Raw genomic sequence first — 24,755 nt, 5'->3', positions numbered from 1 at the left:
AGCAGGCAAAATGGTTGAGGTTCCTGCACCCACCGGGCCAGAAGCCCGCCGCTGGCTGGTGACCGGGGCATCGCGCGGCATTGGCCACGCGGTTGCCGCGCTTGCCGCCAGCCGGGGCGAGCGGGTCTGCATCGTCGGCCGCGATCGTGGCATTGCCGGGATCGCGGCGGCGATCGGCGGAGACGTCTTCGGCATTTCCGCAGACGTGACCAAGGCTGAAGACGTCGCGCGCATTGCCGCCGAGGTCGATGCGCGGTGGGGCGGGCTCGATGTGCTTGTCAACAATGCCGGCCTGCACCGCGGCGGCGGGCTCGACCGGATCGCGGACGAGGACTGGGAAGCGACGCTCGCCACCAATCTCACCGCCCCGATGCGGATGATCCGTGCGCTGGCCGGGCTGATGCCCGCAGGCGGATCGGTGGTGAACGTGGGTGCGGTGGTCGGCTTCAGGGGATTTCCGGGCGATAGCTGCTACGGGGCTTCCAAGGCCGGCCTCACCGGCCTCACCCGCGTGCTTGCCGTGGAGCTCGCCCGGCGGCAGATCCGGGTCAACATGGTCGTGCCCGGCTTCGTCATGACCGAAATGACCGCGACCATTTCCGAGCGCGCGCGCAAGGCCATCATCAGCCGCATTCCGCTCCAGCGCATGGGCACGGTCGAGGAAATGGCCGATGTGTGCTGGTGGGTCGCGAACGCACCTTACATGACCGGGTCCGTCGTGTTCACCGACGGAGGCCTGATGTGCAACCTGTAGACGCCGAAAGGCGCCTGCAGGCATGGCTGGCCGAAGCAACCGGGCGCGCGGACATCGCGCCAGGCCCGGTGCTCGCCGGCGGCAATTCCAATGTCACCCGCCTGATCGAAAGCCGCGAAGGCCGGCTCGTGCTGCGCCATCCGCCGGTCAACGTGATCTCGGACAAGGCCGCCGCCGGGATCGAGCGCGAGTACCGCGTCATCTCAGCGTTGGCGGGGCTTGCGCCCGTGCCCAAAGCGGTGGCGTGGTGCGGCGATCCCGCGATCATCGGCCAGCCGTTCGCCGTTACCGAATGGGTGGATGGCGTCGCGCTCACCGAGCAGCTTCCCGCCGGCTGGCCCGATACCGACGAGACGGTGAACCGGCTCGGCCTCGCCATGGTCGAAGGCATTGGCCGCGTCCATGCGGTGGATTGGCGCACCATTCTCCCGCCCGATTTCGCGCGGCCCGAAGGCTTCGTGCAGCGGCAGGTCGAACGCTGGCTCAAGGTGCGCGCCGCGGACCGCGTGCGCGATCTTCCGCTGATGGAGGAGATCGGCGCATGGCTCCTTGCCAACCAGCCCGCCAGCAGCAGGGCCAGCGTGATCCACTGCGATTACCACCTCGACAATTGCCTTGTCGCGCCTGACCGGCCCGAGCTGCGCGTCATCCTCGATTGGGAGATGGCGACCTTGGGCGATCCGCTCGTCGATCTGGGGCTCTGCCTGTTCTTCTGGCAGCGCGACCCTGAGGCCGAGCGCGGCTTTCCTTTCGTGCAGGGCCTGACCAACCGGCCAGGCGCCCTCCCAGCGCGCGCACTGGCCGAGCATTGGTCCGCCGTGACGGGCTTCGACCACGACCACATCGATTACTACATCGTATTCGCCGCATGGCGCCTTGCCGCCATCGTCGAAGGGGCATGGGTGCTCCACGCGCGCGGCAAGGTCGACACCGCCTATTCGCGCGGCCTCGAACGTGATGTGCCCGCCCTGCTGCGCGAAGCTGCGGCAATTCTCGAACAGGGGAAAGCGCGGTGAAGGCAACGATGATGGATCATCCGCTTTCGACGCAGATGATCTTCGATCGCGGCGAACGCCTGTTCGGCCGGAGCCACGTAATCTCATTCGACGGCACCGCCACCCGGACGCGCAGCTTTGCCGAAACTGCCGTCCGCGCGCGCCATCTGGCCGGTGCGCTGGCGGCGCTGGGTCTGCCAGCGGGAGAGCCGGTCGCGACCTATTGCTGGAACTCGCCCGCACACCTTGAAGCCTATCTCGCGGTCCCGGCCATGGGCGCGGTGCTCCATACACTGAACGTGCGGCTGCCGGCGGAGCAGATCCGCTACATCATGAACCACGCCGCAGACCGCGCGCTGCTTGTCGATGCCGTGCTGCTCGATGCCGTCGCGCCGGTACTCGGCGAATGCCCGGCGCTCGCTCACGTCATTGTCGTCGGCGATGCCCCGGCAGGCATCGAAGGATTTGCCGGCAAGATTCACTCCTATGAGGACCTGATCGCCAACGCCGCGCCGATGCGGGCATGGCCGCAGCTCGTCGAGACCGACGCGGCGGCGATCTGCTACACATCGGGCACCACCGGCCTGCCCAAGGGCGTCGCCTATTCGCACCGCTCGGTCTGGCTCCACAGCCTCGCCTCGATGGCGGCGGATACCTTCGCGATTTCCAACCGCGACCGCATCCTGATGGTCCCGCCGATGTTCCACGCCAATGCCTGGGGCATGCCCTATTCGGGCTGGCTTGCGGGCAGCGACCTGATCCTGCCCGGCCCGCACCTCCAGAGCGCGCATCTTGCCCGCCTCATCGCGCAAGAACGCCCGACATTGATGGCCGCGGTGCCCACGATCCTCAACGATCTGCTGCAGGCCCACGCCAAAGCGCCGCTCGACCTGTCCTCGTTCCGCACCATCGTCTCGGGCGGCTCGGCGGTCTCGGCCAGCCTGATCGAGCGGGTGAAGGCGGCATGGGGCGTCGATGTCGTGCAAGGCTGGGGCATGACCGAGACGAGCCCGATGTGCGTCCTCTCGTTCCCCCCGCGCGAAACCGGCCCTGAGGGCGAGACCCCATGGCGCGCCAAAGCCGGGCGGCCCGTCCCCGGCATGCATGTGCGGATCGTCGATGACGAGGATCGCCCGCTTCCCGAAGACGGCAAGGCCATGGGCCACCTTCAACTGCGCGGACCATGGGTGACCGGCGGCTATCTGCACGAGGCGCCGGAGGATACCCGCCTCACCGCCGATGGCTGGCTGCGGACCGGCGATGTCGGCCGGATCGATGCGCTCGGCTTTGTCGAGGTGACGGACCGCGCCAAGGACCTCATCAAGTCGGGCGGTGAGTGGATTTCCTCGGCCGATCTCGAGAACGCGATTGCAGCGCTGCCCGGCGTTGCCGAGGTCGCCGTCTTCGCGATCCCCGATCCGCGCTGGGAGGAACGCCCGCTCGCGGTCGTGGTCGCCCAAGCCGGTTCACAAGTTGTCCCCGCCGCATTGCGTGCCGGCCTCAGGGAGCGGTTTGCCAGATTCATGATACCCGAGTATTGGGCACATGCGGACTTCATCCCGAGGACCAGTGTCGGCAAGTTCGACAAGAAGACACTCAGGGAGCAGTTCGAAGCCGGAGGGATGACTGTCATCGTGGAAACTGGGTTCACCTCCGGAGACTAGGTTTGAACGTGAATATCTCCCCTCCCGGCGAACTTCCGGTCGAGCGCCCGAGGCTGACCCAGGGCGAACGCACCGCGCTTTCGGACGCGCGCATGTTCGAGGCGGCCATGCACCTCATCTGCGAGCATGGCACGCACAACACCACGCTCAAGGAAGTGGGCGAACGTGCCGGCTACAGCCGCGGTCTTGCCAGCAATCGCTTCGGTTCGAAGGAAACGCTGTTCGGCTTCCTGGTGCGCGACTTCAACGAGAAGTGGGCGGCAGAGCTGCGCCGCTTCGTCGGGAAAAACACCGGGCTTGCTGCCATCGAAGGCGCGCTCGATGCGGTGGAGTTCTTCCTGCTCAACCGCACCAAGCAGATGCAGGCGATGTATATCCTGTGGTTTGAATCGATCAGCAGCTACCCGCTGGTTCGCCGCCGGCTTGCCGCCAACCACATCGCCTATCGCAAGGATACGGCGCGCTGGCTGGCGCAGGCGATCAGCGATGGCGAAGTGCGCCCCGGCGTCGATCCGGAAAGCTTTGCGGTGGAATTCAGCGCGTTCATCTTCGGCCTCGTCTACCAGTGGCTGGCCAATCCTTCCGCGATCAACCTGCACACCCTCATGCAGCACTACCGCGACAACACGATCAGCATGCTGCGGCGAACCGCGAGCTGACGGAAGAGGCGCAGCTGGAAGTCATGCGCCGAGCAACGCCCGCCGGATGCGGTTGCGGTCCTTGGCTGGCGGGAGGCCAAAGAACCGCGCATAGTCGCGGGTGAACTGCGCGACACTGTCAAATCCCACCGCGTGGCCAGCCTCGGCCACGCTACCGCCTGCTCTGATTAGCGCCGAGCGGGCGCGCAGCAGGCGCAGCCGCTTCTGGAACTGGACCGGGCTCAGCCCTGTCGCTGCCTTGAACTGGCGGTGGAACGCAGACTTGCTGAGCGCGGCGATGTCCGCCAGGTCCGCGACCGCGATGGACCGCGCGAAATGGCGGCAGATGTATGCGATCGCGCGGCCGATGCGCGCTTGCATCGGATCGGGGACGAGCGCCATGGCTTGCCGGCCAACTGAGGCACGATCGTGCAAATCCCGAGCGGGATCGCACAAAGACAGGTGCATGGCCGGCCGGGTACTGACCAGCGACAGACAATCGTTGGAGCAATCCCCATGCAGACCGTTATCATCACAGGCGCCAGCCGCGGCATTGGCCGCGATATTGCCCGTGCCTGCGCCGCGAAAGGGATGGCCGTCATCGCCACCTACCGCACTGGCAAGGACGAAGCCCAGGCCCTCGTGCGGCAGATCGCAGAGGACGGCGGTGAAGCAGCCGCGCTCTATCTTGATGTGGCACGCAGCGATACTTTCGCCGCGTTTCGCGATGAAGTGCGCAGCCTGCTTGCCGATCGCTGGGGCGCCAGCGCCCTCGGCGCGCTGGTCAACAATGCCGGTGAAGGCGGATTCGAGCCTATCGAAACCTTCAGCGAGGAGGCCTTCGATGCGCTTTATCGCGTCCACCTCAAAGGTCCGTTCTTCCTGACCCAGGCGCTGCTGCCGCTCTTTGCCCACGGCGGTTCGATCGTGAACATCGGCAGCGCGACCACTCGCGTCGCCAGCGTGGGCGTCGCGCCCTATGCCGCGTTCAAGGGCGGGCTGGAGACGCTCACCCGCTACATGGCCAAGGAGTTTGGCCCGCGCGGCATCCGCGTCAACACCGTCGCGCCCGGCGCCGTCCACACCGGGCTTGCGGGGGGCATTCCTGCCGAGTTCGTGACGATGGTCGAGCGCGAGACCGCGCTTGCCCGGGTCGGCGAAGTGGAGGACATTTCGGGCGTGGTTGCCGCGCTGCTCGGGCCGGAAATGGCTTGGGTCAACGCCCAGCGCATCGAAGTCTCGGGCGGCTACTTCATTTGAGGCTAAGGGAGGCGGCGGATCAGCCGCCTCCCCCGTACCGTGTTGAAAGCTCCTTCTCATGAAGGCGAACCATCAAACGCGGTGGCTTCCGAGCGTGACCGCCAAGGCGCGATATCGGCCGCAACCATCGCCAGCTTGCGATCGATCCGCGCCAGCGCATCACGACCCAGTGGCAGGCGCAGCGGGGGTGCTTCGGCCAGAATGGCCTGCATCAGCAGCGCCATGCCGCGTGCCGGATCTCCGGGCTGCGCGCCGTTGTTGGCGGCGCTGAAATCGCGGGTCGCACCGCTGGTTGGCTCGTATGCAGCCAGGCGCGTCGCCCCAGCGGTGATCGAGCGGCCCAGAAAGGCCGTGCAGAACGCGCCGGGCTCGACGATGATCACCTTGATCCCGAACGGTGCGACTTCCTCCGCAAGCGCTTCGGAGAGGCCTTCGACCGCGAACTTGCTGGCGTTGTAGAGGCCGAAACCCTGCCGGCCGGTGAAGCCGCCGACCGACGACAGGTTCACGATACGGCCGCCCCCACTGCGCCGCATCAGCGGCAGCGCGGCGCGGGTGGTCTCGATCAGGCCGAACAGGTTGGTCTCGAACATCGGGCGATATTCGTGCGGCTCCAGTTCCTCAACCGCGCCGATCAGGCCGAAACCGGCATTGTTGACTAGCACGTCGAGCCGCCCGAACCGTTCCTCGATGGCGGCGACGGCAGCGGCCGGGTCATGGCGGTCGGTCACATCCAGTGCAAAGGGCATGAGGTGCTGCGGATAGCGCTCGCCAAGGTCGGCAAGTGCATCGGGATTGCGGGCTGCGGCGACAACGGCATCGCCGCGTGCCAGCGCCAGTTCGGCAAGGATCCGGCCAAAACCGGAGGAGGCGCCGGTGATGAGCCAGACTTTATCGGTGTTGGGGCCAGAGTTGGGGCCAGAGTTGGGGGCTTGGTTTTGAGTGGTCATGGTCTCTTCCTCAATCAATCGAGATGGCGATCTTGCCGCGCTGGCGTTCGGCGCCATTGCGACCCAGCACGGCGTCGTAAGCAGCGGCCGCTTCGGCCAGCGTGAAGCTGCGCGGATCGAGCCGGGGAAGCAGTTGCCCGCCTTCGGCAAGGGCAGCGGCGGATTCCAGGATCTTGCCGAAATGGGCGCGGCCTTCATCCGCCAGCAGCGCGTGGAGCGTGAAAACGCCCGAATAGGTCGCCTGCTTGAACGAAAGCGGCGCCAGCGGATGCGTGCCCCAGCCGAGGCAGCTGACCACGTGGCCCAGCCGCCGAACCGCCTTGAACGCGGCATCGAGCAGCGCCCCGCCGCCGGTATCATAGACGACATCGAAGCCCGCGCCGCCGGTGTGCTCGGCAACAAAGTCCTCGACCGGCTGCTCCGCGTCGATCGGCACCGCGCCGAGGCCCCGCAGATACTCATGATCATGGCGGAACGCAGTGGCATAGACCTTCGCACCGTGGGCCAGCGCGATCTGCACTGCGACATGGCCAACCCCACCAGCGCCGCCCAGCACGAGCACCGTCTGCCCCGGGCGGATCCCGGCCCGGTCGATCAGACCTTCCCAGGCAGTGATCACCACCAGCGGCAGCACCGCCGCTTCGCGCATTGTCAGATTGGCGGGCTTGTGCGCCAGCAGCCGCGCATCGGCCGCGACATACTGGGCCTGCGAGCCCTGCATCCCGGCCACTCCGCCGGTGAAGCCGTAGACTTCGTCGCCGGGCGCAAAGCCCGAAACGCCGCTGCCGACCTTTTCGACCACACCGGCAAGGTCCATGCCGAGCACGGCGGGCAAGGCCTGACGGGCGTGGGCGGCCTGCCCGGCGCGGATCTTGGCATCGAGCGGATTGGTGCCGCTGGCCTGCACGCGCACCAGCACTTGTCGGCTGGCCGGGACCGGGCGCGCGATTTCACGGATGATGAAGGGACCATCGGCGGTTTCGACGATGGCAGCGAGCATGGTATTGTGGGACATGGTCTTTCTCCTCGTGATGGCCCGAGGATGGCCGCTTCAGTCTTGAACTGAAATCCAAATGAATGCATGATATTCATTCAGTTTTGAATGGACCAGGCGATGCCGACACCCCCTCTCGAATGGAGCGATCTGCCGGTGTTCCTCGCCATCGCGCGCGAGGGCACGCTTGGCCGCGCCGCGCGGCGGATCGGGCAATCGCAGCCCACGATGGGGCGGCGGCTGCGCGCGCTTGAGGAAGCGATCGGTCTCACGCTGTTCCAGCGCAGCAGCGATGGCTTCGTCCTCACCGACGACGGCGCGGTCATGCTGCGCCACGCCGAGCGGATGGAGGCCGAAGCGCAGGCACTGGCGCGCGAACTGGCGGGGAGCGAAGCAGGGCTGGAGGGCATGTTGCGGCTGACCTGCTCCGACTGGTTCGGGCGGATCGTGCTCGCGCCCGTGCTCGCGGAATTCCACCGGCGGCATCCGGGCGTCGTGGTCGAAACGCTCACCGATGCGCGGGTCTACAGCCTTGCGCGGCGCGAGGCCGATCTGGTGTTCCGTATCACCGGGTTCGACGAGCCCGAGGTGATCGCACGGCGGCTGATAACGATGCGCTATGCCGTCTATACGCAAGCCGGCAGCGCGAAGCCCGTGGCGGGCGATGGCAGGGCCTGGCCGGTGGTCGTGATGGATACCGCCTTCAGCGCAATGCCCGATGTCGATTGGTTGATGCAGGCGCTGCCGGGCGCACGGATTGCCGCACGGAGCAATAGCCGCGACATGCAGGCACAGCTCTGTGCATTGGGCGTGGGGCTCGCCGTGTTGCCCATACCCCTCGGGCAGGCCACGCCGGGGATCGAGGCTGTGGACCTTGGGCCCGTGCCGCCCACGCGGGACACCTGGCTCGGCTATCACCGCGACATGAAACGCCAGCCGCGCCTGCGCGCGCTGCTGGATCTCGTGCTGGAGCGTCTAGCGACGCACCGCTAGCTTGCGGTGCCCAGTCTCGCCCATGCCAGTTCGGCAAATTCGCACAGCAGCGGGCGCGTGTCGCGCGGATCGATGATGTCCTCCACGGCATAGCGCTCGGCGGTGCGGAAGGGCGAGCGGACCCTGTTCAGCCGCTCGCGGATCGCGGCGAGATGCGCGGCTGGGTCCTCGGCCTGTTCGAGCTCGGACTTGTAGGCCACTTCGATCCCGCCCTCGATCGGCAAGCTGCCCCAGTCGCCCGAAGGCCAGGCGAAGCGGTACTGGAACTCGTCCGCATTGCTCATCGCGCTCCCCGCGATGCCATAGGCGCGCCGCACGATGACCGAAGCGAGCGGGACCGTCGCGCGGTAGATCGCGTTCATCGCCTGCACGCCATAGCGGATCGTGCCGCTGGTTTCGGCGGCCAGGCCGATCATGAAACCGGGATTGTCGACGAGATGGACGATCGGCAGGCGGAACTGGTCTGCCAGCTTGACGAAGCGCTCGACCTTCTCGGACGTGCGGGCTTCCCACGATCCGCCGAGGAACGAGGGATCGCTGGCGAGCAGCGCCACCGGCCAGCCGTCGAACCGGGCAAAGGCGGTGATCGCGGCGCGGCCCCACTGGCGGCCCATTTCAAACACGCTGCCCTTGTCGGCCACGGCTTCGGCCACCTTGCGCATCGAATAGACCTGCCTGGAATCGCGCGGGACGGCGGAGAGGAGGAACTCCTCGCGGCGATCGATGCGGTCGCGCGGCTTGGTGCGCGGGGCAGGCTGGCCGACGCGGCCCGGCAGGTAGGAGAGGAAACGGCGGGCGCGCTGGAACGCCTCGGCTTCGCTCGCCACTTCGTCGTCCACCACGCCGTTGCGGGTGTGGATCGCACTGCCGCCCAGGCTTTCCTTGTCGCTCGCCTCACCCAGCGCCTCGACCACCGCCGGTCCGGCGGCAAAGAGCTGCGAGAGCCCTTTCACCATCAGTGAATAGTGGCTCGCCACCACGCGCGCAGCGCCCAGCCCCGCTGTCGGCCCGAGCGCGAGGGCAACCACCGGCACCGTATCGAGGTTGCGGATCACATCGGACCAGCCGGGGACCGCCGGCACGTATGTCGCGCCGATTTCCTCCAGCGTACGCACCGAGCCGCCGCCGCCGGTTCCGTCGATCATGCGGATGATCGGAATGCCCAAGGTGTGGGCCATCTTTTCGCACTGCGTGAACTTGCGGTGGATGGCAGCATCTGCAGCCCCGCCGCGCACGGTGAAATCATCGGCGGAGGCGACCACCGGGCGGCCTTCGATGTCGGCGCGGCCGAAGATCAGGTTCGAAGCGCTGAGGTCGGTCAGGTCGCCCGCAGCATTGTAGTGCCCCTTGCCGGCGATCTTGCCAATCTCGCGAAAGGACCCGGCATCGACGAGCCCCGCAATCCGCGCCCGCGCATCAAGCTTGCCCCGCCGATGCTGGCGCGCGACCTTTTCGGCCCCGCCCATCTTCTCGGCCATGGCCTCGCGGCGGCGCAATTCATCGATTTCGGCTTGCCAGGTCATCGCTTGGTCTCTCCCGCCAAGCGATGTGGCATGTCCCGCAGCGACGGGAAAGGGGTACTCATCGATTCGAGTCGCCAGGTTACAAATGTGTAGTTTATTACGAGTTAACCTATAGTATTCGCGGATAGACTGTGTTTTTTACGCGACGATCTACAGTTGACACTCCTGCAAAAAATCACATATTTTGACACGGTTCGAATACGGGTCGAACAACGTTCCTTCGAGGAACGAAGCAAAAAACGCACATTTTCAGCGGTTTCGCCACATATTTCGCCAACGGGATCGCCGTATGTGATGGCTCCGGGGGTCGAGGCGTCTTGTCGGCGAACTTCATCTGATTGCCCCTATTTTGCCGGATTAGTACCGGTAATCAGCCCTTTTTACTCTCCGATAACATGCCTGTTTTTGGAGTTTACTGTCTCCTTTTGCTTCGACCGATCATCCATCGGCCGATAACCCTCGGGTGCGCCAGAAACGGTCAGCACCGCCCGGACTTGCAAGGAAGCGCGCCATGCCCGTCAGCCTCACCTATCCCGGTGTTTACGTTCAGGAAATTCCCAGCGGTGTCAGAACGATAACCGGCGTGGGCACGTCGATAGGCCTCTTTGTCGGGCGCGCGCTGAAAGGCCCGCTCTACGATCCGATCCAGTGCCTAAGCATCGAGGATTTCGAGCGCGCGTTCACCAGCCAGAACGCTGGCGGCGATCTCGCCCGCGCCGTCCGGCTGTTTTTCCAGAACGGCGGAACCCAGTGCTACGTCTCGCGCATCGCCGACGAAATGGGCGCCAAGACGGTCAAGGCGGCCAAGGTCCAGCTGCTGACCGAAAGCAAGCTGCCGTCGCTCGATATCACCGCGCGGTCCCCCGGCGCGCTGGGCAACGATATCCGCATCGGCGTCAGCTATGGCACCGGCGATCCGGAGGCGACCTTCAACATGGAAGTGTTCCGCTGGGCCAGAAGCAGCACCGGCGCGGATACCAGGGTCGATGGCGAATACTACGTCGGCCTCAGCATGAACCCGGCCAGCCCGCGCTATGCAGCCGACATCCTGACCCAGCAATCGCAGCTCGTCACCGCGGTCGATTCCAGTGCTGCACCGGGCGGCCCCGGCTTCTCGCAAGGGGGGCGTCCCATCGCTGCGGCATCGAACGCCATCCTGCGCAACGAGCTCATCGCGCTGTTCGGCAAGACGGCATCCCGCACCAACTTCCAGTTCCGCATTTCGGTCGATGGCGGGCCGGCGCAGCTGGTCGATCTGGGCGATCTCGATTTCACTGTCGCCCCGCTGCTCAACCCCGCGACGATCCAGACGAACATCCGCACCGCGCTTGCCGCGCTCATCAACGCGCGGGTGAGCCCGTCAGTGGTGACGGTCACCCTGGAGACCGGACCTGCCGGGCAAACCGGCGAGAACAATCAGACGACCAAGCTGCTGCGCATCGCATCGGCCAATGGTGACGTGAAGATCTTCCCCGGCCCGAACCCGGCGAGCGACATTGCCGCCGCGCTCATGCTGGGAACCGCGCAGGGCGGCGCGGAAGTCTCGCGCTGGGCGGCCAGCCGGCCCGCGCCCAGCGGCATCGTGTTCGCGCCCAACCACGCCGCCGGAACAAATGCGATCGCCTTTGCCGAACTCAAGCAGACCGGCGGCACCGCACTGGGCAAGATCACCATCGGCGGAGTCGACGTGCCGCTCGGCCCCCTGCTCGCGACCACGCCGACAGCCGTGGCGGCGCCCGCCTTGCCCATCGCCGATCCCCGCTTCTTCCAGGACCGCAACAGCGCCAAACCGGCCGCGCCTCCCGATCCGGTTTCGGACGGCGTACGCGAGAAACTGGGGCTCATCGCCGCCGCCATCCAGGGCATGCGAGCGGCCAATCCCCTGTTTCCCTGGACGGCAGAGGTCTGGGGTTCGCGTCTCGCGATCCTGCCGGTCAGCGGCCCAGACATCCTTTCGGCGGCCGTAACCACTTCGGGGACCGACATCGGCGCCAGCTTCAACCAGAACACCCGGTACTACAGCCTCGGCAGCGCCGGCGGCGCATTCCAGGCGGGCGTCGTTGCCGGGATCAACGGTGGACCGCCCAGCGCGGCAGACTACGAGCGCGCCTATCAGACGGCCGACCGCGAGATCGACTTGTTCAATCTGCTCGTGCTGCCGAAGGATTCGGGCCATTCCGATGCAACCAGCCGCGCCCTGTGGGGGCCGGCCAGCATCTTCTGCCAGCGCCGCCGCGCGTTCCTGATCATGGATCCGCCGTCCGACTGGACCGATTCCCAGAAAGCCGCAGGACCGACGGTCGGCGTCGACACACTGCGCATCGGCCTCGTCAAGGACTACGCGGCGGTGTTCTACCCGAACCTCAAGATCACCGAGGCGGGCAAGGACGTGTTCGTGGGGCCAAGCGGCGCGATCGCGGGCCTGATGGCGCGGATCGATGCCGCGCGCGGCGTGTGGAAAGCACCCGCCGGGACCGAGGCCGATCTGCGCGGGGTGACCGGGGTCCAGTACCGGTTCACCGATGGCGAAAACGGGGTGATGAACCCCAAGGGCATCAACACCATCCGCGTCTTCCCCAACGGCATCGTCAACTGGGGCGCCCGCACCATGGACGGCGACGATGGCTTCGCCTCCGAATACAAATACGTGCCGATCCGGCGGCTGGCGCTCTACATCGAGGAGAGCCTCTACCGCGGCGTCAAATGGGTCGTGTTCGAACCCAACGATGAATCGCTCTGGGCGCAGATCCGGCTGAACGTGGGCGCGTTCATGAACAACCTGTTCCGCCAGGGGGCCTTCCAGGGGCAGTCGCCCAGGGATGCCTACTTCGTGAAGTGCGATGCCAGCACGACCACCCAGAACGACCGGAACCTCGGCATCGTCAACATCGTCGTTGGTTTCGCCCCGCTGAAGCCTGCCGAGTTCGTCGTGCTGACGCTGCAGCAGATGGCCGGACAGATCCAGGTCTGACACCTTCCGAAAGGGTCTTTCAATGGTCCAGTTTCCCGTAAATACGCACCGGTTCGATCCCTACAAGAACATGAAATTCCGTGTGAAATGGGATGGACGCTATGTCGCGGGGGTATCGAAGGTCTCCGCGCTCAAGCGCAGCACCGAGATCGTCTCCCACCGCGAAGGCGGCGATGCCAGCACCTCGCGCCATTCGCCCTCGGTCTGGAAATTCGAGCCGATCACGCTCGAGCGCGGGGTCACCTACGATCTCGAATTCGAGGACTGGGCGAACAAGGTCTACACGGTCGAAGGCGGCATCGTTCAGACACTCAAGGGCTTTCGCAAGGATATCCTCATCGAACTGCTCAACGAGCAGGGGGTGATCGCCAAGACCTACAAGGTCTTCCGCTGCTGGGTTTCCGAGTATCAGGCCCTGCCCGAGCTCGATGCCAACGGGCACGCCGTGGCGTTCGAACACATCGTCATCCAGAACGAAGGCTGGGTGCGCGATCTCGATGTTGCCGAACCTGCCGAGACATGACCGTGGGCACGCGCGCGTGGGCCGAGCGCGTGATCCCGCGCGCCAGCTTTCCGGAACCACAAACTCTTCGCCTGCGTGAGCCGACCGGCCACGACGAACTCTCGCTCGATGGCGTCGACACGCGCGCGGCGGCCCGGCTGCTTGCCCGGCTGGCCGATCCGCCGGGTGCCGTTGCCGCGCTTTCAGCCAGCGACCGCGACAGGCTGCTGGCGGTGCTGCATCGGGGGCTGTGGGGTGATCGCATCGTCTCCTCGCTCGAATGCCCCGCTTGTGCGGCGCCCTACGATCTCTCGTTCACGCTTTCCGAACTGCAGCAGCAGATCGAAAGCACCCGCGCGCCCGGCACCGTGATCGCCTTGCGGACGGTTCAGGATAGCGCTGGTGCGGTCATCCAGTTGCCGGATGCGGAGGCGGAGGATGCCGCAGCGCTGGGCGGGCGCGAGGCCGGTCTGGCGCTGCTCGCCGCCGCCATGCTCGGCGATCACGGCGAAGACCCCGCCGACCTCGACGAACGGCTCGATGCATTGGCGCCGCTGCTCGACGTGGATCTCGAGGCCCCTTGCGCCGAGTGCGGCCACCCGGCGCTGGCGCGGTTCGATATCCAGACCTTCACCCTCCAACGCCTGCTGGACGAACGCGAGGCGGTTCTCGGCGAGGTCCACGAGCTTGCCAGCGGCTACCACTGGGGGCTTTCCGAAATCCTTGGCCTGCCGCGCGGTGTGCGGCGCGCCTTTGCGCTCCGGCTGGGGGGCGGCGCATGAACTACCGCGAGCGCCTGCTCAGCCGCGCAGCAGCCGTGCCGCGATCAGGCGGCGAAGCGCTGTTCGATCCTTTTGCGCAAGTCGCCGCGTGGCTGCCTGAGGAAACGCCGCCGGTTGCGGCCAGACCGCCAGCTGCTGCCGCCTTTCCGCCTGAGCACCGCACAGCTGTCCGGGCAGACGAGCCGATGGCGCAGTTGTCTGATCCGCCTGCATCGCCGCTCAGGCCAAGCCTGCCGGTATCGCTTCTGCCCGAGAGCACCTCACCCAGTGCCCCGGCAGTTGCACCGGATGCGCCAGCCGCCACGCCAGCTGCTGCCGCACAATCGGTTGCTCCGCCCGATCCGCTGGCGGTGGCTGATGCGTTCTTCAACCAGATCGCACCGGACATCGGCCGGTCACCAGCGCGCGCGGCAGGCCCGGTTATGCCCAGCGCACAACCAGCGCAGACCGGCCAGCAAGCCGCGCCTGCCAAAGCCCAGACCGTGCGGGTCACCCCGTTGGCAGCTCCCCTGCCGCCTGCCCCGCAACCGCCCACGCGCGCGCTGGTTCCGCCAAAGCCCCCGGCAGCCCCTCTGCCGCGAGCCCCTTCCGCAACCGCCGCGCGCCCTGCCTCGGTGGCAGAGCCCAAAGCCCATCCAGTAAAGGCTGAAGCCGCTCGCAAGCCTGCTCCGTCGCCCATTGAGGTCGCAGGCACTGCCCGCGTCGTCGCCGTCGCCTCGGCCGCCGCACCGCGCAGCGATCTGGCCCACAGCCTCGGCATCCTGCGCTTCGGGATCGGACAAGGCTGATCGCCATGGCGCTGCTTGATCTCAGCCTCGTCACGCGCTGCTTCACCACGCTGCTCAGCGAGCGGCTGCCAGCCTTTCCCGTCTGGCCCGGATCGGCCACGCTCAATGTCTCGGCCGGTCCACCCGACGCGGTGAACGGCGCACACGCGCTCAGCTTCTATCTCTATCATGTGCGCGAGGCCGCCCACACGGTAGCGCAGGACTGGCCCGCCGGCGGCGAGAATCCGCTGCGGCTGAAGCCGATGGGGCTGACGCTGTCCTATGTGCTCACCCCGCGCTCCAACATTGCCGATGCCAACCTCAGGGCGCTGGCCGACCAGCTGATGATGGGCCTTGCGCTCAAGACCCTGCGCGACACCGCGAAGATCGACGACACCACCATCGTCATCGGGAAAAGCGGCCCGGTGCTGGTGATGCCGACGGGCATGCGAGGCCGCCGCAACATGCTGCGCGCCACCCTGCGGCCGACCGAAGCGACCGAAGCTGCGCAGTATTGGCAGGCGGGCACGGGTCCGGTGCGCCTCGCCGCCTACTACGAAGTCGCCGCCACCCTGCTCGAGCCCGAGGAAACCACGACCCGCAGCAGCCGCGTGCTCATGGTCGGCGTCCACACCTTCGTGCGCGGCGAACCGCGCATCGATGCGGTGACCAACACGCTCGAATTCACGCCCCCGGGCGAGACGGAGGCACGGCGGATCGACATGTCGCCAGCGTCGGTGCCCTATGGCGGACGGCTTGCGATTTCCGGCGCTGATCTCAAGGGCGACAGCACGGTGCTGCTCCTCACCCACCGCGACTGGAGCGATCCGGTGGCCGCCGATGCCGCGTGGAAACTGGCAACCGATGGTTCGGTGCTGAGCGTGGATGTGCAGCCCACCGCAAGCGGCACTGCGGTGCTGCCGGGGATCTATGGCGTTATGGTCCGCACCACGGCGCGCAAGACCCTGCCCGATGGATCGCAGCGCGATTTCGATGCGGTCTCGAACCAGATCGGCTTCGCGATCGCACCCGCCATCCTGTCCGTGACGGGCGGCGCGGTGCGGACGATCAAGGTCGACCGGTTCCAGCCGCACCTGCTCGCAGACGGCGACCTCATGGTCTTTGCCGGCGCCGAACGGCTGACCCGCAGCGCGACTTCGCCGCCAGGGCCGGGGCAGTTCCACACGCCGTCCTCGCCCGCCGCCGCGACGACGACCCTGCGCTTTCGCTTTCCCGCCAGCGCTGTGCCCGGCAGCGTCCTGCCGATCCGGCTCATCGTCCGTTCGGCCGAATCCGGCCCCTGGTGGGAGACCGTGCCATGACGGTCCAGCCGGTCGGCGATCCAGAAGCAAACGCGGTCGATCCCGTGGGCGAGCGCCTTCACGAGCAGGACCGGGTGCTCGCCGCGCTCGATGGGGCGTCTGTCCCGCAACCGCTGCCGGAGGGACGGCTGAACCGGCTGGCAGACCTCTTCGTGCTCGATCCGCTGGAGCGCGATATCCTCGCCGTGCTCTGGACTGCGGCCTACGACCCCGCGCTTCGGGCCGCGCTGGTGGCGCGCGAGGCATCGTCCGGGCACGTCACCGTCCTCCTCGTCAGCGGCCTGTTCGGCCACGCGCTGAGGCCGCGCCTGCCAAGCGGCTCGCCCTTGCTGCTGTGGCGGCTGGTGCAGGAACATCCGCTGGTGGATGGCGGCGCAGCGCTCTCGCTGGACCCAGCCATTGTGGCATGGCTCGGCGGCGATCATGAGCTTGACCGGGCGCTCGCCGGGCGGGCGCAGATCCTTCCGCTCGGACCGGAACTCGCCGAGTGGCCGCTCGATACTCTCGCGAGCAACCTGCGCGCGGGCCTCCACGCGGGGCGGCGCACGCGCATCCGCCTCGTCACCGAAGACCGGCTGGCCGCACGCTGGTTTGCCGCCGCGCTCGGCCGGCGGATCGGTTTGCCGGTCCTTGCCGTAGATGCAGGCGCTCTTGCCGCAGCAGACGAAGCCGCCGTGCGGTTGCACCGGCAGGCCTTCCTCGATGGCTGCGTCCTGTTCTTCGCCGCCACCGATGCGGACCTCGCCGCGCCCTCGGGCGTTGCCTGCTATCCGGTGCAGATCGTCCATGGCGGCGGCTCGCCGTTCCCCGCCGATCCGGATTTCGATGATCGCGATGTGGTTCCAGCTGCACCCGGCCCGGCCGAGCGCGAAAGGCTGTGGCGCATGCTGCTGCCGCAAAGCGCGAAGTGGCCGGCGGAAAAGCTCGCCGATCTGGCGCTGTGCCACGATGCCTCGATTGGGCAGATCGCCAGCGTCGCCGCTACTCGCCCAGCGAGCGCCGCCGCCGCCAGTCTCGCCCTGCGCGACCATTTGCGCGGGGAATGCGGCCCGCTGACGCGGCGCATCGATGCCGCCTTCAGCTGGGACGATCTCGTGCTGCGCGATGCGACCCGCGCCCGGCTCGAGGAAGTGACCTTTGAAGCGCGCGAACGGCTGCGGCTCTGGGCCGAACCGGCGGCGGCGCGGCTGTTTCCCTATGGCCGCGGACTCGTGGCCCTGTTCGCGGGGCCTCCCGGCACCGGCAAGACGATGGCCGCCAACGTGATTGCCGCCGATCTCGGGCTCGATCTGCTCGCGGTCGATCTCTCTGCGGTCGTCAGCAAATGGGTGGGCGAGACCGCGCAGCACCTCCAGCAGCTCCTCGGCTCGCGCGCGGCGCAGCGTTCGGTGCTGTTCTTCGACGAGGCCGACGCGCTCTATGCCAAGCGGGTCGAGGACGTACACAACGCCAACGATCGCTTCGCCAATTACGACAGCAGCGTGCTGATGACCGCGCTGGAGGCCTATCCCGGCATCGTCATTCTGGCGACCAACCTCAAGGCCAACATCGACAGCGCCTTCTTGCGCCGCATCCGCCACATCGTCGATTTCCACGCGCCGGATGCGCCCGCGCGCGCGGAAATCTGGCGCAAGGCGATTGCCGCGCTGTTTCCGCGTGCGCAGGCCCGCAAGCTCGATCCGCAGCTCGCCCGCGTGGCCGAGATCGAGGCGAGCGGGGCGCTGATCAAGAACGCCGCGCTTTCGGCGGCCTTCAGCGCGCGGCGCACAGGCTCGCCGCCCACGGCGCGGCTGCTCGGTGAAATGCTGGCGCGCGAACTCGGCAAGGAAGGGGTCAGCCTCTCGGACCGCGATCTTGCCGCGGCGCTGGGTGAGCCAGGATGACCGCGCCTGCCCGCTCCCCGCGCCGCACCGGCGGCCACGGCGCGCCGCCACGGCCAGCATTCGCGCTGCGCCATCGCACTGCGCACGAGCGGCAGGCCGACCAGCGCGGCGCGGGCTATGCGCGAGGCGAAGGCGGTCTTTCGCGCGGGCTATCTGCGGCTCCGGCTGCCGGTTTCACCGCGCCGGGAAGCGTCGGCGCGCCGCTTGATCCCGCCTTGCTCGGCTCGCTGGAGGCCGCCTTTGCAGCGGACCTGCGGGCCGTGCGCATTCACCGCGATGCCGCCGCCGGGTCTGCGGTTTCCGCGCTTGGTGCCAGCGCCTTTGCCAGCGGAACGGCGATCTACTTCGCACCCGGCCGCTTCGATCCGGGCGCCCCTGCCGGACGCGCGCTGATCGGCCACGAGATCACCCACGTGCTGCAGCAGACCGGGCGGCGCAATGCGCGCGGGCAGCTGGCTGCGCAGCCTCTCTTCGGCAGCGGGCCGGTCCAGTGCGCACCGGGGCCTGCGAATGCGGCGGACGAGGCGCTCAATGACGATGTGCGCAGCAAGGCGGCCAAGCTGGCCGGCGGGATCGATATCGGCACCCGCTTTGCCAAGCTCGAACTGCTGAGCGCGGCAACCGGCACGGCCAGCGGCATCGCGGTGCTCGATCGCCATCTCGCGACCGAACCCGAAGCCGCGATGAAGGAAGAGATTGCCGCAATCCGCGCGGCCATCAATGGGCAGGACAGCGATGCCGCCCTCGCCGCCCTGCGCGAACGTGCCAAGCTTGCCGACCGGGCCGCGTTCGGCGCGCTTTACCACGATTGTTTCAAGGCGCTCGGCGCCAATGCGGATGCCGCCGCCATGGCTGGCGACAAGCCCCCCGCGATCACCGCGTTCGGCAGTTGGTCGTTCTACGAAGCGACGCGCCCGGCCAATGCTTCGTGGGTCATCGCCGAACTGACCAGGCACCCCGTGGCGAAGAAATACTACCCCGCCGCTGTCGTCGCGGTGGCGCGAAACGATTTCTACGGGCTCGGCCGTGTCGGCCAGAACCTCGATCCTGCCGGCAAGTTCGACGAGACAATCGGTGCCGCCATCGCCGAGGCGCTGCTCTACAACCCGCTCATGCCGCACGAGCGCACCGCGGTTGCGCTCCGGGCACTCGCAGCGTTCGATACCGTGCGTCTCCAGACGTTCGGTGCCATTGAAACGCTGCTCAAAGGCTCGAAGGATCCGCTCGAACGGTTCAAGCTCAAGCGCCGGGTCATGGAAATCTATGCGGACACGCAGGGCCTCGCCAACCTTGCCCGCAATGCGAAAGTCGAACCCGAAGTCATCGCCATCGCTGCCGATGCCGGGGCCCGCATCGCACCGATCGCGGCGCGCTCGGCCGAGGCATGGCGGCGGATCGAAGCCGCGACCGCCGCTTCGGACACACCGCAGCCCGGAGCCGCCAAGGAACAGGTGATCATGGCGGACGCCCTGCGCAAGGCGATCCGCGCGCGCGTCGGGTCGATCAAGGGGCTCGCGAAAGTCGAACCCGGGCTGATGGCAGCGCTGGGAATCGCGGCCCGGCTCGAAAACGGCGGCCTGCCCTCTGGCACGGCGCTGGCGCGCAACCGCAAGGCTGCCGCCGCCGCCGTCGCGCAGGTGACCTTCGCCATAGACGGCGCTTTCGCTGCACGGGAAAAGTCGCTCGACCTGCGCGAGCTACCCGCGATTGATCCCCAAAGCGCCGATCCGGCCCGCGACGTGGCTGCAGCTGTCACCGACGACATGGTCTACGGCATCCTGCTGCTCAGCCTCTACCGGCTGGAAAGCCGCTTGCTGCAGGCAGCAAAAACGCCCGAAACGGCCGCAGACGAGACTGCGCGGATCCGCCAGCAGGATGAGGCGGCGCTCGGCTATCGCCGCACGCTGGAGCTGTTTTTCGATACGGCCAGCCTGTTCGGGTATGATCGCCTCACCAAGGCGATCTTTGCCGATTATCTGGCCGAACAGGCCGGCGTGACGCGCAGCTATGTCGCGCTGCTGGAGCCGTTCAAGCCCGTGCCGGCCACGCTGGCGGAATTCGCGAAGGACTTCCCACCCGGCGAGATCAAGGGCTTTCCGGTGTCCGGCGCAGCGCTGATCGAGCTTGTCTACTCGGCCTACTACGGCACTCTGCTCACCCAGTTGCAGGCGGCGCTGAAGGATCAGGCGGGCGTCAACACGGTGCTGCCCGATGGCTCGATCCGCCACACGCCCGTCGTCAATATCGCGCTGGGCGCGACGGAAAATCTCTTCAAGGTCCCGGCCCGCTATCGGGTGCCGAAGGAATCTACAATCCTCTTCGTGCGGCCCGGCGAGGACCGCAAGCGCGTGCCCGAACTGCTGGTGCGCAAACAGGGAAAGGCGCCCGAACGCGACCATCCGGTGGTCGAGGCGTTGACCAGCACGCTCAAACCCGACGAACTCTATGTCGCGCCGCTTCTCTATGAAGCCCATCTCGATGGGTACACGGGATGGGTCATCGGCGGACTTGGCGATCTGGCCGAGACCCTCGCCAATTTACCCGGCGTGCCCGATCTGGTCACCGACAAGGGCACCGTGCTCGGCTGGCCAGACAGCTTCGAGGGCGGCCCCAGATTGTGGCTGATCGCGCTCGCCAGGCTGACATCCGACCGCGCCCCCGCGAATGCCGCGGTCCTCAGCCAGATGCGCAGCGATCTGGCCTCGCTTGCCGGGCCGCTGCGCCGGGCGACCAATGTCGAGCGCCGCTACGTCGGGCCGCTGATCGCCGCGCAATGGGAGCGAGTGCAGAAGTCCCTGCTCAAGGACCCGAACGCCTTCTTCGACGCGCCGCGCCGCGCGCTGGAGCTGACGCAGATCTTCGCAGGCAACGTCCAGCCTTCGACCAGTGCCGAACAGAAGCTGCAGATGACCGCGCTGATGCTCGAACTCGCGCCGGTGCTCACGCGCAAACTCGGCTCTTCGACCGTGATCGGCGAAAGCATCCGCATCGCGGGCACCGACCGGTTCGACATCATCTTGCCGCTCCATCGCCATATCGATGGCGCCGCCGCCTTCGCCGGCAACCCCGCCAACGCGCAGCTCCTCGAAAAGCTGGAATTGACCTTCCCGGCCGAGGACCTTGACCGCCGCGTCCGCATCCTGCGCACGCTGGCGGGCGAATTCGCCGCGACGGTCAAGGAGCATCAGGCCGATTCCGTCGTCGTTCAGGGGCTCAAGAGCGAGAACATGCTGCGCATCGCCGGTCGCGGCTTCGTGCTCAGGGGCTCCGATGGTTCGCCCGACGGGGCCGGCGAATCCTTCGATGCCGGCAACGCGGTCTACCAGCTGATCACGGTGCACGAGACCTTCACTTACGAACCGGAAATGCTGGGGGTGCCCTCGGTCGTCGAATGGGAGCGCGAGGCGATCGGCACGCGCAACCTCATCATCAACGGCAAGGCCAACAAACCCGGCGACCCGCGCGTGCATCTGGTGACGATCATGCGCACCGACAACCGCACCGGCAAGACCGAGCAGAAGGAGATCTGGTCCGACGATACGCAGCTGCTGTCCGAACTCGGCTACGCGCTCGATCTGCATATCACCCTGCGCAACCTCGAAATCCTCGGCGAAGTCCGGACCGAGGGCGCCAGCATGCTGACGCTGGCCATCCAGATCGCATTTGCCGAAGTGCCGGGCGTTTCCGAAGCCCTTGCCGCCGCCGAGATCACCGGATCGATCCTGCAATTCTGGGGCAGCGGCGAATACGCGATGATCAAGTCGGTGCTCAACGGCGATGTCGGCCCGCTGTTCGAGAAGCTGGCCGGCCAGATCAGCCAGGACCTCTCGCGCGAAGTGCTCTGGGGCTGGCTGGTACTGGGCGACCCGACGCCGCCGACTTTTGCCGCGATCGAGGGGGCGATGGCCCTCGCCGGCCGGATGGGCGTGCTCAAGGGCAAGGCCAATTCGGGCGACGAGGCCAAGGACAGCTCGATCAAGCGGGTCGTCGCAGGCCTCCTCGGCGGCGGGAGCAAGCTCGTCCACGGGGCCGAGACGATGCACCAGTACACCAGCTTTGCGATGCACAAGGTGGAGCTGGGCATTCAGGGCTCACCCTGGGCCGCGCTCATCATGCGTGTGATCGCGCGCAACCTCTACCGGCTCGAAGGCGTCTCGCTGAAGGAATTCGGCATCGACAAGGCCGCCGATGCGCTGGAGGAATTCAAGGCGGTCTACCAGCGCTTCGACGGCATCATCGAAGGGCTGGCGAACTTCGAGCTGCCGAGCGAACTGGTGCCGCTCGAGGCGATCATCGAGATGGTCCTCAATTTCGTCATCGACCACCTGCCGCTCAAGTACCGCAAGCCGATCCAGCTCGTCCGCAGCGTCGTCAACGCGACGCCGATGCGCAAGGTCTATGACGAACTGTTCAAGACCGTTGCCGACGAGATGCGCAAGGCCAGCATCGATCCCAACATTCTCTGGCGCGACTACGTCAAGGCCTCGCTCGATCCCTACCTCAAGCTCGCCGGGCAGGAAATCACCGACGAATGGCACGCCCTGCTGATCCGCGTGCCGTTCCTGAAATCGATCCCCAAGCTGACCGTGCCCGATCTGGCGACATCGTTCGTGACCGGCGACGTTGCGCCCAAGCTAGCGGACGGGACGGCCATGCCGCCGGCACCGCCGCAGCTTCCCGCCGGCCGCGGTGCGGCCCTGGGCGCGGGTGATCGGGCGGCGGCGCAGCGCGGCTATGGCCACGATTTCGCGCATGTGCGGGTGCATCAGGGCGGCGCGGTCGATAGCAGCCTCAGGGCATCGGGTGCGCGCGCGGCGACCAGCGGAAGCCATGTCTATCTCGATAGCGCCGTGACGACCGGTGGCGGCGGCGGGCGCGATGTGCTCCATCACGAACTCGCGCATGTGCTGCAGCAAACCGGGCCGCGCCCGCTCGGCACGCGCCATTCGGCGCAGCCGGTCTCCGGCAGTGCCGGCTCTGGCCCGGCGCGCTGGCGGATCGATCGCGGGGCCGAACGCCAGGCCGATCGCCTTGCGCAGGCGTCGCGCGATCCGGCCCCGGCGCCGCGCCCGGTCAGCCACGGCGCGGGCATCGCGCCAAGCCTCACCGATATTGCCGAAAAGTTCTTCCTGAAGCTGGGCGATTCCACCTCGCTGGAGGAAAACGCGGCCACGCTGAAAAAGACGCCCCCGCGCGCTGCCGACGTCAACAAGGCCGCGCCGGGGCTGCGCGCGACATTGTCCGAAAAGCTGACCGAAGCGCTCGGGCCCAAGGGCTCGGCCGGATCGCGCATCACCTTCAAGGATCCGTTTGACGCCGCCGCCGATGCGATCCGGGAGTATATCCTGACGAACCGGAAGCAGGATGTCGCCGATGGCATTCCCCACCTGCTCGGCGGCGCCTTGCAGGACGTGAAGATCAAGTCCGACGCGGGCACGGCGAAGGCCAAGACCGAAACCGCGCCGATCCTCAACGTCGGCCGGCTCGAAACACTACTCGAGGAGTTCTTCTTCGGCGTCACCGGCGTCTCGGTCGATATCGAGTTCAACACCACCAGGCAGCCCGGGCCGGATGGCAGGAAGCGCGACACGATCACGCTCGACGATCCGTTCAAGACCTTTGCGGTGACCTACCTCCACCTGCCGATGATCGGCGGCACCGCCAAGCTGTGGGATGACGTGATCGACGCGACTTTCCCCAAGGCCGGTGCGAAGCGGGCAATCTATCAGGCCAAGACGCGGCTGGCATTGCAGGGCCTTCAGCCGGGGCCGGGCATCTTCACCACCACGAGCGGCAAGAAAGGCAAGGCGCTCACACTTGGCAGCAAGGCAAAGTCGCTCGCCGAGGCCTATGTCAATCCGCCGCCGACACGCGATCTGCCGGGCGATGCCGTGCCGACATGGGCCGAATACACCGATACCAAGCCCGGCAAGCGCACGGTTCACGGCGGCAAGGACTATGGCCAGATCGGGCTGCGGCTCGGCACGTATGGCCAGAAGGACAATCCGGACCAGCAGAAGGGCACCGATCGCGCCTCGCACCACACCGTGCAGTATCTGCTCATCGAATATCTGGTGAATACCAAGGACCGGCATCAGCCCTTCCCGCATTCGCTCGGGCTCTATCCCAACATCAAGGCGGCCTCGGACGGACGGGTCGCGACCATCGGCAATGCGCCGGGGGCCACCGACGGGATCCGGGTGGCCGCGAACGACAGCGGTGATCGCGGGCCGAACATGCCCACGATCCTGCTTTCCGTGCACGCCCATACGCTGGGCAACGTCCACGTTTCGGTGGAGCCCGACGACCTCCCGAACGCAGGACCATCGCAGGGCGCGGCGATCCACGGCAAGTTCCGCACCTTCCTCGGCGATCATGCCGCCGCCGTTGCCGACAAGAAGGGCCTGCAGGCCCTCGCCGCACAGCGCGCGGGCAAGACCTTTGCCAAGGGTGATCTGCCCAAGGTCAAGGGCAAGCCGGTGACCGATGCCGAGCTCAGCACCGCGATCTTCACTGCCGCGTGCAAGTCCTACACCTGGATGCAGGATCACATGAACACCAAGCTCAAGACCGCGCTCGATAAGCACGAGATCGATTACTACAACTCGCTGGTGAATGCCTCGGGCAAGAAGACCGGCTCCACCGTGCCGCCGGCCTACAAACCCGAGTCCGTCAGCTCGGATGTCCTGAAGGAAGTCAAGAAAGCGCAAGTCGCGACGTTCGAATCCGCCGCATTCGGCTTCGAAAGGCGGTGATG

Annotated in this window: 17 protein-coding genes; 13 read left to right on the top strand and 4 right to left on the bottom strand. The window is 67.0% G+C overall.

Going from position 1 to position 24,755, the window contains the following annotated elements:
- The first annotated feature begins 10 nt into the window (after nt 1–10).
- From ACO06X_RS20995 to ACO06X_RS20980, 4 genes are read left to right on the top strand one after another with little or no spacing between them, the layout of a single operon-like run.
- Nucleotides 11–754 carry an SDR family NAD(P)-dependent oxidoreductase gene (locus ACO06X_RS20995; RefSeq protein ID WP_298174033.1) on the top strand — a complete coding sequence of 248 codons (744 nt, stop codon included), beginning with the start codon at nt 11–13 and terminating at the stop codon, nt 752–754.
- Nucleotides 742–1,770 (top strand): phosphotransferase family protein, encoded by a 1,029-nt coding sequence (locus tag ACO06X_RS20990; RefSeq protein WP_421837960.1) that lies wholly within the window; start codon nt 742–744, stop codon nt 1,768–1,770. The genes ACO06X_RS20995 and ACO06X_RS20990 overlap by 13 nt, the downstream gene beginning before the upstream one ends.
- A gap of 11 nt (nt 1,771–1,781) precedes the next feature.
- Nucleotides 1,782–3,413 (top strand): long-chain-fatty-acid--CoA ligase, encoded by a 1,632-nt coding sequence (locus tag ACO06X_RS20985; RefSeq protein WP_421837959.1) that lies wholly within the window; start codon nt 1,782–1,784, stop codon nt 3,411–3,413.
- Nucleotides 3,414–3,421: 8 nt separating this feature from the next.
- Nucleotides 3,422–4,072, top strand: coding sequence for a TetR/AcrR family transcriptional regulator (locus ACO06X_RS20980; protein ID WP_421837958.1), 651 nt, complete (start codon nt 3,422–3,424; stop codon nt 4,070–4,072).
- A gap of 21 nt (nt 4,073–4,093) precedes the next feature.
- Here the strand turns inward: ACO06X_RS20980 and ACO06X_RS20975 are convergent, their stop codons facing one another.
- Nucleotides 4,094–4,453: a helix-turn-helix domain-containing protein gene (locus ACO06X_RS20975; protein ID WP_421837957.1), complete on the bottom strand. Its 360-nt coding sequence runs from the start codon at nt 4,451–4,453 to the stop codon at nt 4,094–4,096.
- 114 nt (nt 4,454–4,567) lie between these two features.
- Between ACO06X_RS20975 and ACO06X_RS20970 the strand changes: the two genes are divergently transcribed.
- Nucleotides 4,568–5,311, top strand: a complete 744-nt coding sequence (locus tag ACO06X_RS20970; protein ID WP_421837956.1) for an SDR family NAD(P)-dependent oxidoreductase — start codon at nt 4,568–4,570, stop codon at nt 5,309–5,311.
- 56 nt (nt 5,312–5,367) lie between these two features.
- On the opposite strand, the gene ACO06X_RS20965 is transcribed toward ACO06X_RS20970, so the two are convergent.
- Entirely contained in the window at nt 5,368–6,261 is an 894-nt protein-coding gene (locus ACO06X_RS20965; protein ID WP_421837955.1) for an oxidoreductase, read from the bottom strand.
- Nucleotides 6,262–6,271: 10 nt separating this feature from the next.
- Nucleotides 6,272–7,276 (bottom strand): zinc-dependent alcohol dehydrogenase family protein, encoded by a 1,005-nt coding sequence (locus ACO06X_RS20960; protein ID WP_421837954.1) that lies wholly within the window; start codon nt 7,274–7,276, stop codon nt 6,272–6,274.
- 99 nt (nt 7,277–7,375) lie between these two features.
- Between ACO06X_RS20960 and ACO06X_RS20955 the strand changes: the two genes are divergently transcribed.
- Nucleotides 7,376–8,248, top strand: a complete 873-nt coding sequence (locus tag ACO06X_RS20955) for a LysR family transcriptional regulator (protein ID WP_421837953.1) — start codon at nt 7,376–7,378, stop codon at nt 8,246–8,248.
- On the opposite strand, the gene ACO06X_RS20950 is transcribed toward ACO06X_RS20955, so the two are convergent.
- Nucleotides 8,245–9,771 (bottom strand): acyl-CoA carboxylase subunit beta, encoded by a 1,527-nt coding sequence (locus ACO06X_RS20950; RefSeq protein ID WP_421837952.1) that lies wholly within the window; start codon nt 9,769–9,771, stop codon nt 8,245–8,247. The genes ACO06X_RS20955 and ACO06X_RS20950 overlap by 4 nt on opposite strands.
- A 511-nt stretch (nt 9,772–10,282) precedes the next feature.
- On the opposite strand from ACO06X_RS20950, the gene ACO06X_RS20945 reads away from it, so the two are divergent.
- Genes ACO06X_RS20945 through ACO06X_RS20915 form a run of 7 tightly spaced genes read left to right on the top strand, consistent with a single transcriptional unit; the run spans nt 10,283 to nt 24,753 of the window.
- The gene (locus ACO06X_RS20945) at nt 10,283–12,742 is read left to right on the top strand and encodes a phage tail sheath family protein (RefSeq protein WP_421837951.1); all 2,460 of its coding nucleotides are present in this window, start codon (nt 10,283–10,285) and stop codon (nt 12,740–12,742) included.
- A 22-nt stretch (nt 12,743–12,764) separates the two neighbouring features.
- A complete protein-coding gene (locus ACO06X_RS20940) occupies nt 12,765–13,265 on the top strand; it encodes a phage tail protein (protein ID WP_421837950.1) in 501 nt (166 codons plus the stop codon).
- Nucleotides 13,262–14,026 (top strand): hypothetical protein, encoded by a 765-nt coding sequence (locus ACO06X_RS20935; protein WP_421837949.1) that lies wholly within the window; start codon nt 13,262–13,264, stop codon nt 14,024–14,026. Before ACO06X_RS20940 ends, ACO06X_RS20935 begins: the two co-directional genes overlap by 4 nt.
- Nucleotides 14,023–14,814, top strand: coding sequence for a hypothetical protein (locus ACO06X_RS20930; protein ID WP_421837948.1), 792 nt, complete (start codon nt 14,023–14,025; stop codon nt 14,812–14,814). Before ACO06X_RS20935 ends, ACO06X_RS20930 begins: the two co-directional genes overlap by 4 nt.
- Before the next feature lie 5 nt (nt 14,815–14,819).
- On the top strand, nt 14,820–16,115 hold the full coding sequence (locus ACO06X_RS20925; protein ID WP_421837947.1) for a Pvc16 family protein: 1,296 nt from the start codon (nt 14,820–14,822) through the stop codon (nt 16,113–16,115).
- Nucleotides 16,112–17,998 (top strand): ATP-binding protein, encoded by a 1,887-nt coding sequence (locus tag ACO06X_RS20920; protein ID WP_421837946.1) that lies wholly within the window; start codon nt 16,112–16,114, stop codon nt 17,996–17,998. Before ACO06X_RS20925 ends, ACO06X_RS20920 begins: the two co-directional genes overlap by 4 nt.
- Nucleotides 17,995–24,753: an eCIS core domain-containing protein gene (locus tag ACO06X_RS20915; RefSeq protein ID WP_421837945.1), complete on the top strand. Its 6,759-nt coding sequence runs from the start codon at nt 17,995–17,997 to the stop codon at nt 24,751–24,753. Before ACO06X_RS20920 ends, ACO06X_RS20915 begins: the two co-directional genes overlap by 4 nt.
- Nucleotides 24,754–24,755 lie beyond the last annotated feature (2 nt).

Origin of the sequence: Novosphingobium sp., assembly GCF_965229225.1 — a bacterium.
GTDB lineage: Bacteria > Pseudomonadota > Alphaproteobacteria > Sphingomonadales > Sphingomonadaceae > Novosphingobium.
This window is presented reverse-complemented; position numbering and strand designations above follow the sequence as displayed.

What these genes read in the sequence shown, in the direction of transcription:
- ACO06X_RS20995 (WP_298174033.1), top strand. Translation starts at nt 11, where the DNA reads ATGGTTGAGGTTCCTGCACCCACCGGGCCAGAAGCCCGCCGCTGGCTG.
- ACO06X_RS20985 (WP_421837959.1), top strand. Translation starts at nt 1,782, where the DNA reads ATGGATCATCCGCTTTCGACGCAGATGATCTTCGATCGCGGCGAACGC.
- ACO06X_RS20975 (WP_421837957.1), bottom strand. Translation starts at nt 4,453, where the DNA reads ATGGCGCTCGTCCCCGATCCGATGCAAGCGCGCATCGGCCGCGCGATC.
- ACO06X_RS20970 (WP_421837956.1), top strand. Translation starts at nt 4,568, where the DNA reads ATGCAGACCGTTATCATCACAGGCGCCAGCCGCGGCATTGGCCGCGAT.
- ACO06X_RS20965 (WP_421837955.1), bottom strand. Translation starts at nt 6,261, where the DNA reads ATGACCACTCAAAACCAAGCCCCCAACTCTGGCCCCAACTCTGGCCCC.
- ACO06X_RS20960 (WP_421837954.1), bottom strand. Translation starts at nt 7,276, where the DNA reads ATGTCCCACAATACCATGCTCGCTGCCATCGTCGAAACCGCCGATGGT.
- ACO06X_RS20955 (WP_421837953.1), top strand. Translation starts at nt 7,376, where the DNA reads ATGCCGACACCCCCTCTCGAATGGAGCGATCTGCCGGTGTTCCTCGCC.
- ACO06X_RS20950 (WP_421837952.1), bottom strand. Translation starts at nt 9,771, where the DNA reads ATGACCTGGCAAGCCGAAATCGATGAATTGCGCCGCCGCGAGGCCATG.
- ACO06X_RS20945 (WP_421837951.1), top strand. Translation starts at nt 10,283, where the DNA reads ATGCCCGTCAGCCTCACCTATCCCGGTGTTTACGTTCAGGAAATTCCC.
- ACO06X_RS20940 (WP_421837950.1), top strand. Translation starts at nt 12,765, where the DNA reads ATGGTCCAGTTTCCCGTAAATACGCACCGGTTCGATCCCTACAAGAAC.
- ACO06X_RS20935 (WP_421837949.1), top strand. Translation starts at nt 13,262, where the DNA reads ATGACCGTGGGCACGCGCGCGTGGGCCGAGCGCGTGATCCCGCGCGCC.
- ACO06X_RS20930 (WP_421837948.1), top strand. Translation starts at nt 14,023, where the DNA reads ATGAACTACCGCGAGCGCCTGCTCAGCCGCGCAGCAGCCGTGCCGCGA.
- ACO06X_RS20925 (WP_421837947.1), top strand. Translation starts at nt 14,820, where the DNA reads ATGGCGCTGCTTGATCTCAGCCTCGTCACGCGCTGCTTCACCACGCTG.
- ACO06X_RS20920 (WP_421837946.1), top strand. Translation starts at nt 16,112, where the DNA reads ATGACGGTCCAGCCGGTCGGCGATCCAGAAGCAAACGCGGTCGATCCC.
- ACO06X_RS20915 (WP_421837945.1), top strand. Translation starts at nt 17,995, where the DNA reads ATGACCGCGCCTGCCCGCTCCCCGCGCCGCACCGGCGGCCACGGCGCG.